Annotated in this window: 14 protein-coding genes; 3 read left to right on the top strand and 11 right to left on the bottom strand. The window is 68.9% G+C overall.

The genetic code is table 11. The annotated features are described in order from the left end of the window. Positions 1-16: 16 nt before the first annotated feature. The 8 genes from ACJ8AT_RS28725 to ACJ8AT_RS28690 form a co-directional block, all read right to left on the bottom strand. The gene (locus ACJ8AT_RS28725; RefSeq protein ID WP_407741088.1) at positions 17-652 is read right to left on the bottom strand and encodes a GNAT family N-acetyltransferase; all 636 of its coding nucleotides are present in this window, start codon (positions 650-652) and stop codon (positions 17-19) included. An 80-nt stretch (positions 653-732) separates the two neighbouring features. Then, a complete protein-coding gene (locus tag ACJ8AT_RS28720; RefSeq protein WP_407741087.1) occupies positions 733-1263 on the bottom strand; it encodes a hypothetical protein in 531 nt (176 codons plus the stop codon). 10 nt (positions 1264-1273) lie between these two features. Then, positions 1274-2386, bottom strand: a complete 1113-nt coding sequence (locus ACJ8AT_RS28715; RefSeq protein WP_407741086.1) for an AAA family ATPase — start codon at positions 2384-2386, stop codon at positions 1274-1276. Positions 2387-2466: 80 nt separating this feature from the next. Further along, positions 2467-3981: an RNA polymerase factor sigma-54 gene (gene rpoN, locus ACJ8AT_RS28710; protein WP_407741085.1), complete on the bottom strand. Its 1515-nt coding sequence runs from the start codon at positions 3979-3981 to the stop codon at positions 2467-2469. Positions 3982-4266: 285 nt separating this feature from the next. Then, on the bottom strand, positions 4267-5007 hold the full coding sequence (gene lptB, locus ACJ8AT_RS28705; RefSeq protein WP_407741084.1) for an LPS export ABC transporter ATP-binding protein: 741 nt from the start codon (positions 5005-5007) through the stop codon (positions 4267-4269). Next, on the bottom strand, positions 5004-5522 hold the full coding sequence (locus ACJ8AT_RS28700) for an LptA/OstA family protein (protein ID WP_407741083.1): 519 nt from the start codon (positions 5520-5522) through the stop codon (positions 5004-5006). The genes lptB and ACJ8AT_RS28700 overlap by 4 nt, the downstream gene beginning before the upstream one ends. After that, on the bottom strand, positions 5519-6064 hold the full coding sequence (locus ACJ8AT_RS28695) for a hypothetical protein (RefSeq protein WP_407741082.1): 546 nt from the start codon (positions 6062-6064) through the stop codon (positions 5519-5521). The genes ACJ8AT_RS28700 and ACJ8AT_RS28695 overlap by 4 nt, the downstream gene beginning before the upstream one ends. Positions 6065-6077: 13 nt before the next feature. Beyond that, positions 6078-7034 (bottom strand): lysophospholipid acyltransferase family protein, encoded by a 957-nt coding sequence (locus tag ACJ8AT_RS28690; protein ID WP_407741081.1) that lies wholly within the window; start codon positions 7032-7034, stop codon positions 6078-6080. A gap of 20 nt (positions 7035-7054) precedes the next feature. Between ACJ8AT_RS28690 and astB the strand changes: the two genes are divergently transcribed. Further along, positions 7055-8377, top strand: coding sequence for an N-succinylarginine dihydrolase (gene astB, locus ACJ8AT_RS28685; RefSeq protein ID WP_407741080.1), 1323 nt, complete (start codon positions 7055-7057; stop codon positions 8375-8377). Between the two features lie 115 nt (positions 8378-8492). Here astB and ACJ8AT_RS28680 read toward each other — a convergent pair whose 3' ends face one another. Next, positions 8493-11153: an O-antigen ligase family protein gene (locus ACJ8AT_RS28680; RefSeq protein ID WP_407741079.1), complete on the bottom strand. Its 2661-nt coding sequence runs from the start codon at positions 11151-11153 to the stop codon at positions 8493-8495. Positions 11154-11298: 145 nt separating this feature from the next. Here ACJ8AT_RS28680 and ACJ8AT_RS28675 point away from each other — a divergent pair, with 145 nt between their 5' ends. After that, entirely contained in the window at positions 11299-11577 is a 279-nt protein-coding gene (locus tag ACJ8AT_RS28675) for a hypothetical protein (RefSeq protein WP_407741078.1), read from the top strand. A 48-nt stretch (positions 11578-11625) separates the two neighbouring features. On the opposite strand, the gene ACJ8AT_RS28670 is transcribed toward ACJ8AT_RS28675, so the two are convergent. Continuing rightward, entirely contained in the window at positions 11626-12927 is a 1302-nt protein-coding gene (locus tag ACJ8AT_RS28670; RefSeq protein WP_407741077.1) for a UDP-glucose dehydrogenase family protein, read from the bottom strand. Positions 12928-13029: 102 nt separating this feature from the next. Continuing rightward, the gene (locus ACJ8AT_RS28665) at positions 13030-14001 is read right to left on the bottom strand and encodes a nucleotidyltransferase family protein (RefSeq protein WP_407741076.1); all 972 of its coding nucleotides are present in this window, start codon (positions 13999-14001) and stop codon (positions 13030-13032) included. Between the two features lie 190 nt (positions 14002-14191). Between ACJ8AT_RS28665 and ACJ8AT_RS28660 the strand changes: the two genes are divergently transcribed. Next, positions 14192-14878, top strand: coding sequence for a class I SAM-dependent methyltransferase (locus ACJ8AT_RS28660; protein ID WP_407741075.1), 687 nt, complete (start codon positions 14192-14194; stop codon positions 14876-14878). Positions 14879-14886 lie beyond the last annotated feature (8 nt).

The following is a 14886-nucleotide window of genomic DNA, read 5'->3' as shown; positions in this document are numbered from 1 at the left end:
ACGTCCCGCGACCCTATCACTCCCGCGTCAGACGCTCTTCCAGCCGCTCCTTCACCTCGGGCCATTCGGTGTCGAGGATGCTGTAGTACGCGGAGTCCCGGACCACGCCACCGCGCACGAGCATGTGGTTGCGCAGGATGCCCTCGAACTTGGCGCCGATCCGCTCGATGGCGGCCCGCGAGCGGGCGTTGCGCCGGTCCGTCTTGAGCTGGACGCGCATGACGTGGAGCTGCTCGAAGGCGTGGCGCAGCAGGAGGAACTTGCACTCGGTGTTGACGCGCGTGCGCCAGGCCCGCCGCCCGAGCCACGTGTGGCCGATCTCCAGGTTCCGATCGTTGCGGGAGATCGTCATGTAGCGCGTGGTGCCCAGGGGCGCGCCCGTCTCCCGGTCTCGGATGAAGAACGGCTGCTCGGTGCCGCGACTGGCGGCCTCCAGCGCCGCGGAGATGTACGCCTCTACGTCGGCCTGCGTGCGCAGCACCACGGAGAGGAACTCGAAGACCGGCTCCTCGCAGACGGAGGCCAGCGCCGCGGCGTGCTCCAGGCGCAGCGGCTCCAGCCGCACCGCTCGCCCCTCCAAGGTGACGGGCGGGACGACCAGCGGGATGAGGTCTCGGTGGGGAAGCTGCGAGTCCGTCGCGTACGTGCTCATGGGCTCATCGTGCCCGCACGCTGGTCCAGCCGACAGGGCCGGTTTTCACAAATCGGATGGACCAGCTCGGGTCCCGTGCATCACGTCGGAGCGAAGGTCTTCTTCAGTTCCTGCCAGCCTTCCCGAAGCGCAGGTGGAAACTCCACGGGCGGCGACTCTCGAGGCCAGGTGTCCGCCAGCTTGTCCGCAGCCTGTTTGCACTCGTCCGGCGTCTTCTCCGGCCGCTTGTAATCCGCCTCTTCATCCACGGGGCCCGTGACAAAGAAGTGGATCCACGTCTCGATGTTGCGCCTGGGGAGGAGTACGCAGATGGATTCGTCTGGCGCACGCCGGGCCAACCCCGCGGCGACGAGCGCCTGATCAAGCTGCTCGCTCCGCTTTTGAGTCGAAAGGAGATCCGCGTCGATGAGCACGACAAGCCAGCAGCTCATCCGGTGCACACGCTGCCGATGCGTGGAGACTTCCTGAGGGTAGCGCTCGCGGACGTCCTGCTCGCCCGCGCCACGGCCCGCGACGACCGGAAGCAGCCGGATCTGACGGTGCCCAAAACCCCGCTGTCGAAGCCACCGACCGATAAAGGTCTGGTGCTGTTGGTCCTCCGCGAGCACCACGACCTGCGCGCTATTGCCCATCTTCCCAGCCTCGGGCAACGAGCTCCGCAGGCGTCACAGCCGCGCCGGATGGTGCCTTGAACGGGTTGATGCGGACAGGGCCTCCCGAGATTCGCTCGAAGCGAAGTCCTGCACCGGTTGCGAGCAGGTTGATGATCTCCGGGTGGTGGGAGATCACCAGCGTCTGGGTGCGTTCCTGTTCGCGCAGGGCCTGGAGAAACGGCTGGATCTCCCGAAGCGCCACGAAGTTGTCGGGCTCGTCGATGCAGAGTGTCCCGCCCCCCTCTGAGAGGGCCTGGAGCAGCGTGTAGAGCCCGATCAGCGCCCGCTGCCCGTCGGAGAGCTCCTCGAAGGCGTATTCATCGGTGGCATGGGAGCCAGAGCCTCCCTCGCTCCGCTTCCAGAGCGAGCGCAGGGTCCGGATTCCCTCGCCTGCCGACTTGAGGACCAGTCCATCAAAGCCGTCGAAGATTTCTCGCAGGCTGTCGCGCAAGCTCACCACTGCGTCGAGACGCTCTTGCGTGAGCTGGCGGTACCAGGAGGCGAAGTTGGAGAGATCCTCCGCAGGGGCGGTCTCCTCCCTCTCGCTCCGTCCCGTCATCCGCTTCGGGTCGATGCGCACCACGAAGAGGCGGCTGAGCCAGCGTTGGAAGCGTCTGATGTCCTGGTACGACTCAGGAATGTAGGGCAGCACCGGCTCGAAAGCGCTTCTGAGAAACAGCGCGTCTGGGTGAGCGGCCTGATAGAGCTGCACCGCTCCTTCTCGATCGCTCGCGTACAAAGGCGATCCGTTCAGGTGCAGTTCTTCCCGAGCGACTCGGCTGCTGCTCCATTCCAGGTCGTGCTCAACCTCCAGCCGGTAGCGATACTGTGACTGCGCGTCGAGCGAGACTTCGAGCTCGAAGGTCTGCCGGGTTCTCTGCTGCCAGCGCGTCAAGGTCGTGGCGGGGAAGAACTCTTTCACCATGCCCCCACCCTGGAGCAGCCGGCGAAGTGCGGAGAGCACCTCCAGCACCGTGGACTTGCCCGACCCGTTGCCTCCCATCAGCAGGTGCTCTCGGCCCAGGCGCAGGTCGAAGTTCACCAGGCACTTGTAGTTGTCGATGTAGAGGCGGGTGAGCATCGCTTTCTCCAGGACGCGCCTGCCGCTTCAGCGCACGCACCAGGCGAGACGCTGTCTACCACGTCCCTGGCCGCACCCGGTCAGAAGTAGCGCTTGCGCTTGCTGCTCGGGAGGATGCCGAGCACCTCGCGGTACTTGGCCACCGTGCGCCGCGCGATCTCGGTGCCCTGCGCCTTGAGCAGCTCGACGATCTTCTGATCCGAGTACGGGTTGCGCGGATCTTCCTGCGACACGAGCTGCTTGATGTGGTGCTTCACCGCCTCGCTCGCGGTGTCCTCGCCCGACACGCGAGCGATGGACGAGTTGAAGAAGTACTTCAGCTCGAAGATGCCCTGCGGGGTATGCACGTACTTGCTCGTCGTCACGCGCGACACCGTGGACTCGTGCATCCCGATGTCCTCCGCCACGTCCCGGAGGATCAGCGGCTTGAGGTGGGCGATGCCCTTGTCCAGGAAGTCCCGCTGGAACTTGATGATGCTCTCGGTGACTTTGTAGATGGTCCGCTGCCGCTGGTGGATGGAGCGGATCAGCCACTGCGCGCTGCGCAGCTTGTCCTGGATGAACTCCTTGGTCTGCCCCGGCGACACCGCGCCGTTCCTCAGCGCGTTCCGGTACGTGCTGGAGATGCGCAGCTTGGACAGGCCGTCATCGTTCAGCACCACCGTGTACTCGTCCCCCATCTTGTACACGAACACGTCCGGGGTGATGTACGGCGCGTCATCCCCGCTGAAGTTGCGCCCCGGCTTCGGATCCAGCTTGGGCAGCAGCCGGGTCGCCTCCACCACCTCCTCCAGGGTGATCTTCAGCTCCTTGGCGATGGCCGGCAGGTTCTTGCTCTCCAGGTACTTCATGTACCGCTTGATCATCATCCCCAGCAGCGAGGCGTGCTTCTCCTTCAGCGCCCGCACTTGAATCAGCAGGCACTCCTGCAAGTCCCGAGCGCCGCAGCCCTTCGGGTCCAGGCTCTGGATGCGCCGCAGCGTCCGCTCCGCCACGTGCATGGGCACATCCGCCTCGTTGCACAGGCGGATCAGCGGATCTCCCTCCACGTCCGGCAGCTTCAGGTAGCCGTCATCATCCAGGTTGCCGGTGATGAGCATCGCCACCCGGCGCTCGGCCTCGTTCAGCTTCAACATGCCGAGCTGCGCCTGGAGATGATCGACCAGGTCCTCCTTCTTCACCATGTTGGCTTCGAAGGACGGCATGTCCTCCGTGGCCACGTTGCCCTTGTTGGAGGCGGTGGTCTGCTCGCTGAACTGGTAGCTGTTGAGGTAGGCCTCCCAGTCGATCTCCGGCGGGTTGTCCGAGTCGCCCTTGAACTCGGGGGTGCTGTCGCCCACCATCGACGCTTCGGGATCCCGGGGAACCTCGACGTTGGCCGCCTCGAGCGAGGCCTCGCCCGGCTCCTTCTCGGCTACATCCAGCGGCGCCTGCTCGTCTGGCTGCTCCAGGAGCGGGTTCTGCTCCATCTCCTCGCGGACTTGCTCCAGCAGCTCCATCCTCGACAGCTGCAGGAGCTTGATCGCCTGCTGCAGCTGCGGTGTCATCACCAGCTGCTGCGAGAGTTTCAGGCTTTGCTTGAGTTCCATCGCCATGGACTAGGGCTCCCAGCCAAACGAAACATGGCCTTGACGTAGCTTCCATCAAGGACCGTGCCAACCTAGCAAGACCCCCTCCATTCGTCTAGTGCCCAAGAACATGGCCCCTTGCTTGCATTGACGGATTTCCACAATCGAATCATGGATTTAGCGGACCTTTGGGGTCTTCCCGAAGGTGTTCAACCGTCGACGCAAAGGGTAGGCCAACCTGCGCAGAGGCGGTGTGGCGAGGCGCGCACGCCCGCTCTGGGGCTGGGGCTCGGCTCCCCTTCGGGCCAGGTTTCACGGCGCTTGCAGGCGGAAGCGCTCGCCGAGGTAGACGGCGCGCGCCCGAGGGGACTCGGCGATGGCGGTGGGGGTGCCCTCTTCGAGGATCTGCCCCTGGGCGATGATGTAGGCGCGGTCGCAGATGCCGAGCGTGTCCTGCACGTTGTGGTCGGTGATCAGCACGCCCAGGCCGCGCTGCTTGAGCAGGGCGATCTGCCGCTGGAGGTCTCCCACGTTGATGGGGTCCACGCCGGCGAAGGGCTCGTCGAAGAGGATGAAGCGGGGGTTGGGGATGAGCGAGCGGGCGATCTCCGCGCGCCGCCGCTCGCCGCCCGAGAGCGTCTCTCCCAGCGCGTCCGCCACGTGGCCCAGGCCGAACTCGTCGATCAGCTCCTGGGCGCGCGCCTCGCGGGCCTTGCGGTCCAGCCCCTTCTGGAGCTCCAGCACGGCCAGGAAGTTCCGGCGCACCGAGAGCTTGCGGAAGATGGAGGCCTCCTGCGGCAGGTAGCCGAGGCCGCGGCGGGCGCGCCGGTGCATGGGCAGGTGCGTGAGTTCCTCGTCCTCTACGCGCACGCGGCCGGCATCCGGGGTGACGAGCCCCACCACCATGTTGAAGCTCGTCGTCTTCCCGGCGCCGTTGGGGCCCAGCAGGCCCACCACCTCGCCCTGGGCCACGTTGAAGGAGACGCCGCGCACCACCTGGCGCTTGCGGTAGCTCTTCTGGAGGCCCTCGGCCCACAGCCGCGCGCCGCTCATGGCTTCTTCGCGCCTGTCTTGCCGCCCTTCTTCAGGGCGCCCGTGGGGGCCGTCTCGACGATGATGCGCGCGTTCTCCACCTCGAGCCGCTCGCTGCCCAGCGTGAGCCGCACCTTCGTGCCCGACAGGTACGTGGTGCCCTGGCGGGCCTCGGGCGAGCCTGTCACCACGAGCACACCGCTGGGCACGTCGTAGTCGGCGCGCTCGCCCTTGGCGAGGCGGTCGCCGTCCTGAGCCTGCACGTTGCCGGTGCACTCCACGCGAGTCACCTCGCGGGAGGCGGTGTAGTAGGCCACCATCTTGTCGCAGTGCAGATCCAGGGTGCGGTGCTTCACGTGCACGTCCCCGGTGAAGGTGGCCGAGCTGCGCTCCCCGGTGATGAGCTTCGCGGTGATCTCCACCGGGTTGTTCAACGCCACGTTGCCGAGCATGGGAGGCCGCGTCCCGCCGTCCGTCGCGCCCGTTGGGGCCGTGGGCTGCGCGAGGAAGAACGCCATCGCCAGGAACGAGATCACTGGGCCCCTCCCACCACGGTCCGCGTGGAGCCTTCGAAGGTGAACGTCCCGTCCGCGAAGGACAGATCAAAGCTGTCCGCCCGCAGGGCGTAGTCCGGCCCCTGCACCGCCACACCATCCTTGCCTCGGGCTCGCCTGGCGGGGGCGTCATAGGTGGCCTGGGGCGTGCGCGCCACCATGCCCTCGGCGGTGCGGATGACCACGCCTCCGGAGGCGGTGAGCTGGTGCGAGGAGAGGCTGCCCTCCATCAGCGGGGCGCGGATCTCCATGCCACCTCGCGGGCCCGCGGGAGCGCGCTGCTCGGCGCCTCGCTGGCCGGGGATGCGCAGCAGCGTGTCGGTGGCCGACACCGCCCCTTCGGTGCGCTGGTAGGTGAGGCTCGCCGCCCGGCCCGCGAGGACGAGCTGATCGCCCTCGAAGGATTGGAGCTGAACACCGTGGAGCACCACCTGAGGTGGAGCCTCGGCCGTGCCGGCCGGCTCGTGGCGCGGGCCACAGGCGGCCAGGAGAACCAGGAGGCTGGGGAGCAGGAGGCGCGGCACAGGGCTCTTCCTATCACCGGGCCGCAGCGGGCGCTGCCGCTCCCGTGGGCAGTGTCGCGGGTTGACCTTCGGGCCGGGTCTTCCACCGCTGGTGCATCCACACCCACTGCTCGGGGGCGCGGCGGATGGCCGCTTCAATCCGCTGGGAGAGCGCGGCCGTGAGCGCCAGCGCCGCGGCCTCCCGGTCTTGCTCGGCGGGCAGGGGCACCTCCTCCATCGTCAGCCGATAGCCCGCGTCCCCGCGCTGGCAGAAGCCCACCACCACCGCCGCTCCGGTGCGGATGGCCAGATCCGCCGCAGCCCGAGGCGTGGCCGCCAGCTCTCCGAAGAAGGGCACGAAGAAGGACTGCACCTTCGTGTCCTGATCGATGAGCAGCCCCAGGATCTCGCCGTTCTTCAGGGCTCGGAGCATGTGCCGCGCCGCGCCGTCCTGCCCGCGCCAGATGCTGCGCACCTTGCCGCGCTCCCGGAAGCGCTCCACGAGCGCCGTGAGCCGCGGATCCGAGGTCTCCTTGGCGATGCTCTGGCAGGGGAAGCCCTCGCAGGCCACGCGGCGGGCCAGCAGCTCCCAGTTGCCCACATGCCCGGAGACGAACACCACGCCCTTGCCCCGGGCGAGCGCCGCCTCCAGCACCCTCCGGTCCGCCTCTGGCCACGCCACGAACTGCTTCAGCTCCCGATCGAGCGCGGCGGTGCAGCCCACCTCGAACATGGCGGCGCCCAGGTGGCGGAAGCTGGCGCGGGCCAGGGCGAGCCGCTCCGCCTCGGTCTTCTCGGGGAAGGCCCGAGCCAGGGACTTGAGGGCCTTGCGGCGCTCGCCCCCGGCCACGAGGAAGGCGAGTGTCCCGAAGCGCACACCCAGCCACCGCGCCACCCCGAGGGGAATGGGGTGGACCAGGGCCAACGCGGCCCGGACGAGCAGGTAGCGGAGGAAACGCTTCAGCCGCTTTGCTAAGGGTGGGTGCTCCACAGCCGCGGTTCTATATCCCAATGCGCGAGTACAACTTCGACGGTCTCGTCGGTCCCACCCACAATTACGGCGGCCTCTCGGTCGGCAACCTGGCCTCCACCTCCCACAGCGGCGAGGCGAGCTACCCCCGCGAGGCAGCCCTCCAGGGCCTGGAGAAGATGCGCTTCGTCTCGGGCCTGGGGGTGGGCCAGGCGGTGCTGCCGCCCCAGCCGCGTCCCTCGCTGAGGGCGCTGCGGCTCTTGGGCTTCACCGGCACGGACGAGGAGGTCATCACCCGCGCCGCCCGCGAGGGCGAGCACCTGCTGCGCCTCACCTCCAGCGCCGCGGCCATGTGGACGGCCAACGCCGCCACGTGTGCGCCCTCCGAGGACACGGCGGACCACCGGATGCACCTGACGCCCGCCAACCTCCAGCAGATGTTCCACCGGGCCATCGAGGCGGAGACGACGTACTCGGTGCTGCGGTCCATCTTCGCGGACGAGGCGCGGTTCGCCGTGCACGCGCCCCTGCCCGGCGGCGGCCACTTCGCGGACGAGGGCGCCGCCAACCATACCCGGCTCGCGACGCCTGGCCATGCGGCGGTGCACCTGCTCGCCTGGGGGCGCAGTGCATGGAAGGACATTGCCGGACCCAAGCGCTTCCCCGCCCGGCAGACGCTGGAGGCCAGCCAGGCGCTGGCCCGGCTGCACAAGATCGAGCCGGAGCGCGCCCTCTTCCCGCAGCAGCACCCGGAGGGCATCGACTCGGGCGCGTTCCACACGGATGTGCTGGGCGTGGGCAATGGCAGCTTCCTGATGCTCCATGAGCTGGCGTTCGTGGACGTCCCCGGCCTGCTGAACACGCTGCGGGAGAAGCTGGGCTCTGGCTTCACCTCCATCGTCGCCACGCAGGCGGAGCTGCCGGTGAAGGACGCGGTGAAGGCGTACCCGTTCAACTCGCAGGTGCTCACGCTGCCGGACGGCACGATGGCCATCGTGGCACCCATCGAGAGCCGGGAGCTGGAGACAGCGCGGCGCTTCCTGGAGCGCGTGGTGGCCGAGGAGAACCCGGTCAAGGCGGTGCACTACCTGGACGTGCGCCAGTCCATGAACAACGGCGGTGGCCCGGCCTGCCTGCGCCAGCGCATCTGGCTCACGGACGCCGAGCGCGCCGCGGTGAAGGCCAACGTCTTCTATTCTCAGGCGCTCCACGAGTCGCTCGCCACCTGGGTGAAGAAGCACTACCGCGAGACGCTGTACCCGAAGGATCTGCAGGATCCGAAGCTCGTGCGCGAGACGATGACGGCGCTCGATGAGCTGACCCGCCTCCTCCAGCTCGGCAGCGTCTACGACTTCCAGCAGTGAGGCCCGCTTGGCGAGACATGCTTCGAGCCAGGCCCTCGAGCTTGGGTGAGGGATGACGGACCGAGCTCACCCATGACCGGCAGAGTTGATCAATGACGAGCCTTCAGCGTCACCCTCAAGGCGTGTCGGAGGTCGTCTCCAGCAGGTGCTCCACCATGTCCTGCTTGTGCGGATCCTCCAGCAACTCCTGCCGCTGGGTCTCCAGCAGCTTGCGCTCCTCCGTCTCCAGCCGCGCCACCCATGTCTCCTCGTCCTGGTGCGCTCCCGCTGGGAGCAGGTGCAAGCCCTCTCTCACCTCTCGGGCCGCTTCTCCGTAGTGATGGAGGGACTCGTGCAGCCGCGCCACCGTGAAGTGTGTCTCCGGCGCGGGCATGAGCCTCGCCACCGTCTGGTAGCGCTCCAGCGCGCGTGAGAACAGTCCCTCCCGCTCGTAGCTCAAGCCCTCCAGGTACAGCAGCCGCGCCCGCCGCGCGGAGTCCGCGACAAAGGGGCTGGCCTGCTGGAGCACCTCCCTCGCCCGCCGCGTCAGCCCCGCATCGAGGAGCTGATTCGCCAGCTGGAAGGACAGCTCCACCTTCCCCGGGAACCGAGGCGCAAGCCGCTCCAGCAGCTGGATCGCCTCCTCTCGCCGGCCCTGAGCCCGGAGGACCTCGGCCCGCAGCAACGAAGGCTCGAGAGCGTCGGGGGCCCGGCGCTCCAGCTCGGCGCACAGGGCCTCCGCCTCGCTCAGCTCACCGCGCGCCACTCGCAGCCGCGCTTCCTGGTCCCACAGAACATCCAGGTCCCGCTCGCCGAAGCGCAGGCGCGGGGCCTCTGGCGAGTGGTCGCTCAGCATCGTCTCGAAGTGCTCGCGCGCCCATTCGAGCCAGGCCAGTGCCTGCTCCTGGCGTCCCGGGCGCGCCATCAGCGCCGCGGCCAGCGAGGCCACCTCTCGGGGCTGAGCGGGACTGAGTACCTGCAACTCCTCCAACGTGCGCGACTGATCCAAGGCCTCGCGGCCCAACACCTCGGAGTTTCCGGACTCGTAGGCCAGCCGGTACTCCAGGAAGGCCTGCCCCCGACGCCCCAGCGTCAGCAGTGCCCGCCCGGCCGCGCGGTGCGCGGCGGCATCCATCGGCCTCAGGTAGAGCGCGCGGTTCACGAAGGCCAATGCATCCCCCGCGGTGGCCTTCCCTCCCGTCGAATACGCCGAGCCCACGAGGCCATAGAGCAGATAGTCCGCTGGGTGCCGATCCATCAGCACCAGCGCCCGCGCCCGAACATCGGCCAGCGGCGCGCGGGCCCGGATGAGCCCTGCCAGCTCCTCCTCCGCCGCCGAGAGCGTGTACCGCCCGGGCCCCAGCGCCACCGCGGCCAGTACCGCGAGCACCGCGGCGATGCCCAGCCCCCTCATGGGAGACAGCCGCCACGTTCCCCCGGACGCCTCAGCGCCCTCGCGCTCCTCCGGCCGGGCCACCGTCGCGAGCGACACCCACACCGCCACCGCGCAGGCGGGCAGCTCCAGGCTGAAATCGAAGAGGTTGTGGAGCCCCAGCGCCGCCACTCCCGCGAGCACCGCCACGTCCGAGCGCCCCAGCCGCTCCCGGCGCAGCAGCCGCACGAAGCCCCACACCAGCCCGGCCAGCAGCACCAGCCCCGGCACTCCGAACTCCGCCCCGAGCTGCAGCACCGCGTTCTCCGGGTGTGTCAGCGTGTTCGGATTGGGCTCGGTCTGGTAGCGCGGGAAGGCAGCCTCGAAGGCGCCGCGTCCCATGCCCAGCACCGGGAAGGCGCGCGCCGCGCCGGCCATCATCGGCCAGAGGTCCACCTTGCTCTGGCGCAGCTTCTCCACGCTGTCCGCGCTGGCGGCCTCCTCCACCAGCTTCTCCCACGCCACGTAGCCCCCCACCGCCAGCGTCGCGCCGAGCACGAGCAGCGCGGCGGCTCCCCGGCCCCACGCCCGCGGCCCGCGCTCCCCTCTCCGCGAGCCCTGGCGCTCGCGCAGCGCCCATACCGCCAGCACTCCCTGCCCCAGCAGGAAGAAGAGGATCCCCGCTCGTGACAGGGACAGGAGCACTCCCGCGCCGGAGAGCAACGCCATCGCCGCGAAGAGCACCGCGCGCCCTCGCCGCTCGCTGGTGAGCGCCAGGCCCAGCGCCACCGTGGAGGACAGCCCCAGGAAGCCCGCCAGGTGGTTGGGATTGCCGAAGGGCGTCACCAGCGGGGGCCGCGCGTAGGCAAAGGGAAGAACGCCGAACAGGAGCGTGAGGTTCAGCAGCTCGTGCAGCACTCCGATCAACGCCACCGAGGCTCCCGTGAGGGCCAGCGTGGCCAACAGCCTGCGCCGCGAGCGCCGGGAGCGTGACACCTCCACCGCCGCGATGAAGAGCAGCGCGTACGCCAGGGAGCGGGCCAGCTCGCGCCAGGTGGCCGGCGGATCCAGCGAGACAGGACGCGCGGATGACAGGCCCAGAGGCACCAGCGCGAACTCGCGCAACGAGGCAGCCTCCGGGCTCACCCTCCCGAGCAGGCCCGCGGGCAACGGGAGGAGCTGCACGAGGCACAGCGCCGCGCCCACCCCCAACGGGAGCGCCAGCCACGGCACATGCAGCGCGTGGCCCTGCCGCCGTGCGCCCACCGCGGCCAGCACGAAGGCCAGCGTCGCCATCCCCACCACTGGCCCGAGCACCCACGAGGGCGCTCCGCCCAACGCGAGCGGACAGAACACGACGAGCCCCGCCAGCACTGCTTCGGCGCCAAGGATGTACCGGGAGGTGAGGCGAGAGGCTGGGGCCATGAACGCCCCGGAACTATCGCACGGAGCGAGGGAAAACCGCCTTCACCCCAGGACAGGAGCAGGCAGGCAACCTGGGCTGGTGGCTGACGCTTCGCGTGGGACTCGGCTTGCATCCCGGGTCCCATCTGGCATGTTCCGCCCACCCATGCGCCGTCCTGTCGCCATCGCCGTGCTCTCCCTCGCCCTCCTTGGCCTCACTGGCTGCAAGAGCGCCTGCCGCCAGCTGTCCGAGAAGCTGTGCGACTGCAACACCAACTCCGTCGAGCGTGAGCTGTGTGTCCGCCGCGCCGCCAACGACGAGGCCGTCATCGAGCCCACCTCCTCGGACGAGGACAAGTGCGACGAGCTGCTGAACGCGAATCAGTGCACCTGCGACAACTACCAGACCGACGAGGGCAAGGTGGCCTGCGGCCTGGCCCGCTGAGCCCTCAGGCCCGCGAAACCTGGCGCGGCCCTCGTGTCTCGCCTCGCCTCATCGGCGGCCGATGGTCTGGTAGGTGAAGCCCAGCTCGCGCATCCGGGCCGGATCGTAGATGTTGCGGCCATCGAAGATGATGGGCGCCTTCATCAGCGCCTTCATCCGCTCGAAGTCCGGGTGGCGGAACTCGTTCCACTCGGTGACGATGAAGAGCGCGTCCACACCCTCCAGCGCCTCGTAGGGAAACGAGGCGTAGCGGATCCGGTCTCCGAAGTAGCGCCGCGCGGTGCGCTCGGCCACCGGGTCATGCGCCACCACCTGGGCGCCCTTGCCCAGCAGCCCTTCGATCACCTCGATGGAGGGCGCCTCGCGCATGTCGTCCGTCTTCGGCTTGAAGGCCAGGCCCCACACGCCGAAGGTGCGCCCCGCCAACGAGCCGCCGAAGTGCTTGAGCGCCTTGTTCACCAGCAGCTTCTTCTGCCGCTCGTTGGTGCGCTCCACGGCGCGCAGCAGATCCAGCTCCAGCCCATGCTCGCGAGCGGTGGCCACCAGCGCCTTCACGTCCTTGGGGAAGCACGAGCCGCCGTAGCCCACGCCCGGGAACAGAAACGGGTAGCCGATGCGGCGGTCCGCCCCCAGCGCCTTGCGCACGAAGTCCACGTCCGCGCCTACCTTCTCGCAGAGCGCGGCCATGTCGTTCATGAAGGAGATGCGCGTGCTCAGCATCGCGTTGGCTGCGTACTTCGTCAGCTCGGCCGAGCGCGTGTCCATGTAGAAGATGGGGTTCTCCGTGCGCACGAAGGGCGCGTACAGCTCGCCCATGAGGCGGCGCGCCCGCTCGGAGTCCGCGCCGATGACCACCCGGTCCGGCTTGAGGAAGTCCTCCAGCGCCGCGCCCTCCTTGAGGAACTCGGGGTTGGAGACCACGTCGAACTCCACCTTCGTCACCTGGGAGATGGCCTCTCGGACCTTGTCCGCGGTGCCCACCGGCACGGTGCTCTTGTCCACCACCACCGTGTACTGGCGCAGGGCCCGGCCAATCTGCTCCGCGGCGGCCAGCACGTACTGAAGATCCGCGTCCCCGCTCTCGCCCTCGGGAGTGCCCACGGCGATGAACACCACCTGCGCCGGCCCCACCGCGGGCGCCAGCTCCGTGGTGAAGGAGAGCCGCCGCTCGCGCACGTTCTTGCGGATGAGCTCCTCCAGGCCCGGCTCGTAGATGGGCACCTCGCCCGCCTGGAGCGCGCGGATCTTCCGCTCGTCGATGTCCACGCAGGTGACGTCATTGCCCGAGTCCGCGAAGCAGGTACCCGCGACGAGCCCGACATAACCCGTTCCGATGATGGCGATGCGCATGAGACTCCCGTGGCAACTGGCGCCCCCGTCTCTTACGACGAGCGCGCGACCAGGGAAAGCCAGTGACCGCCTCCAGCGCCTGTCAGGAAGGCGGGCGAGGGCTCATTGCCCGGTGAGCAGGCGGCGGAGGCGATCCGCGCCACGGAGCACCCCTAGGCTGCCCGGCACGCTCACGGGCTCCACCACGAGCCGGTTCAGCAGCTGCTGCGTGGCGCGGCGCAGCTGCGGACGAGCCGCCTCCACCGCCCCCGCCGTCTCGGGGAAGAGCCGCGCGACGATGGACAGCGAGGTGTAGAGCGCTCGCTCCAGCCGCCAGGCCCGAGCCCGCTCCTGGAGCGCCGCCAGATCCAGCGGCCGCGAGTAGAGGCCGCCCATGGAGGTGGCGCCGGTGGCGAGCTCCCGCAGGTCCACGAAGGACAGCCACGGCACCTGGTAGCCCTGGCGCGCGTGCTCCAGGCAGAGCAGCAGCAGCGCGTCCTCCAGGTCCGGCCGGTAGATGGAGGGGCCGTACACCTTCCACGGCCTGGCCCGGTCGAAGATGCCCTGGAACTCCTCGCGCCGGTTGGGGCCGAGCACGTCCGCGAAGAGATAAATCGCGGTGCGCCCGTCCGACAGCAGGCGGGTTGCGCCGCTGTGGGTCTCATCCTTCTCCGGCTTGAAGTGGTGCTGGGAGAGGTAGCCGGAGAAGCCGTCCACATCCACGCGCTTGAGCAGCACGTGGATGTCCAGCACCGGCCGGAAGCCCACGTGCGGATACATGGCCTCGGCGAAGGCGGCCCCGCCCATGACCAGCAGCTTGCGGCCCTCCAGCTCGTCGACGATCTGCTTGAAGTTGACGAGCTTCATCACGTTGTCGTTGACGGAGCCCTGGTAGATGGAGAGCAGGCGATCGCGCACCCACTCCGGCGAGTCCGCACCGCCCAGCCGGTACTCGAGGTTGTAGGCCGCCAGCGGCGCCAGCCCCTGGGCAATGGCCCAATCCGTGTACTCCTCCCACGGCGCGCCTTTCAGCGACCGGCGCGGAGGATCGAAGGAGGCCAGGGTGCGAAAGGTATCGAACAGGCTCGGAGCCATGGTGGCAGACCTTTAGCGAGACACCTCCCAGGGCGCAATGCGTGCGTGCGCTCCCTTCCTCGGCAGGTGACACTCGCGCTCGGGAGCGCCCGCCCGAAGAGCGCTCGCGCGTCCTGGCGGAGCTGGGTTGGACATGCCGCTGAGCCATGGTTTCATCCACCGCCCAATGCTCCCCGCCGCAGGAGGCTCCATGAGCACATCCTCTGCCCAGGCTCCGGAGAATCACTCGGAACTCCAGGCCCGCACCGTCCCCGGAATGCACGAGGCCGTGACGGCTGTCTTCCAGCGCCACCTGCCCGCCCCTGCGCGGGTGGTGGATCTCGGTGCCGGCTCGGGTGCCTGGGCCTCGCGCCTCGTCTCCCTGGGCTACAGCGTCACCGCCGTGGAGCGGGACACCTCCTTCTACCGCTTCAGCGGCGCGCCCCTCAGCGTCGCGGATCTCAACGAGCCCTTCAGCGCCCATGTCCCAGGCCCCTTCGAGGGCATCACCGCCATCGAGGTCATCGAGCACCTGGAGAACCCGCGCGCCTTCCTGCGCGAGTGTCACAAGCTGCTCGCGCCCCACGGGGTGATGGTGCTCACCACGCCCAACATCGAGAACGTGCCCGCGCGCCTGCAGTTCCTCGCCACCGGCAACCTGCGGATGTTCGGCCGGAACCCGCGCTTCAACGACCCGACCCACATCACCCCGATCCACACCTTCATGCTCGAGCGCATGCTGCGTGACACGGGGTTCCAGCTCGTCGAGCACACCTTCAACCAGCCCCATCCCACGGGCAGCCGCCCGCTCTACCAGCTCATCACCCGCCTCGTGGGCCCCCTGCTGCGCGGCCTCAAGGGCGGGGACTGCCACATCTTCGTCTTGAAGAAGCAGTGAGCTGAGGC

The sequence above is a fragment of the Hyalangium sp. genome (genome assembly GCF_045802625.1).
Lineage (GTDB): Bacteria > Myxococcota > Myxococcia > Myxococcales > Myxococcaceae > Hyalangium.
Note: the sequence above shows the minus strand (reverse complement) of the source record. Positions and strands in the feature narration are given on the sequence as shown.

What these genes read in the sequence shown, in the direction of transcription:
- ACJ8AT_RS28725 (WP_407741088.1), bottom strand. Translation starts at nt 652, where the DNA reads ATGAGCACGTACGCGACGGACTCGCAGCTTCCCCACCGAGACCTCATC.
- ACJ8AT_RS28715 (WP_407741086.1), bottom strand. Translation starts at nt 2,386, where the DNA reads ATGCTCACCCGCCTCTACATCGACAACTACAAGTGCCTGGTGAACTTC.
- rpoN (WP_407741085.1), bottom strand. Translation starts at nt 3,981, where the DNA reads ATGGCGATGGAACTCAAGCAAAGCCTGAAACTCTCGCAGCAGCTGGTG.
- lptB (WP_407741084.1), bottom strand. Translation starts at nt 5,007, where the DNA reads ATGAGCGGCGCGCGGCTGTGGGCCGAGGGCCTCCAGAAGAGCTACCGC.
- astB (WP_407741080.1), top strand. Translation starts at nt 7,055, where the DNA reads ATGCGCGAGTACAACTTCGACGGTCTCGTCGGTCCCACCCACAATTAC.
- ACJ8AT_RS28680 (WP_407741079.1), bottom strand. Translation starts at nt 11,153, where the DNA reads ATGGCCCCAGCCTCTCGCCTCACCTCCCGGTACATCCTTGGCGCCGAA.
- ACJ8AT_RS28675 (WP_407741078.1), top strand. Translation starts at nt 11,299, where the DNA reads ATGCGCCGTCCTGTCGCCATCGCCGTGCTCTCCCTCGCCCTCCTTGGC.
- ACJ8AT_RS28670 (WP_407741077.1), bottom strand. Translation starts at nt 12,927, where the DNA reads ATGCGCATCGCCATCATCGGAACGGGTTATGTCGGGCTCGTCGCGGGT.
- ACJ8AT_RS28665 (WP_407741076.1), bottom strand. Translation starts at nt 14,001, where the DNA reads ATGGCTCCGAGCCTGTTCGATACCTTTCGCACCCTGGCCTCCTTCGAT.
- ACJ8AT_RS28660 (WP_407741075.1), top strand. Translation starts at nt 14,192, where the DNA reads ATGAGCACATCCTCTGCCCAGGCTCCGGAGAATCACTCGGAACTCCAG.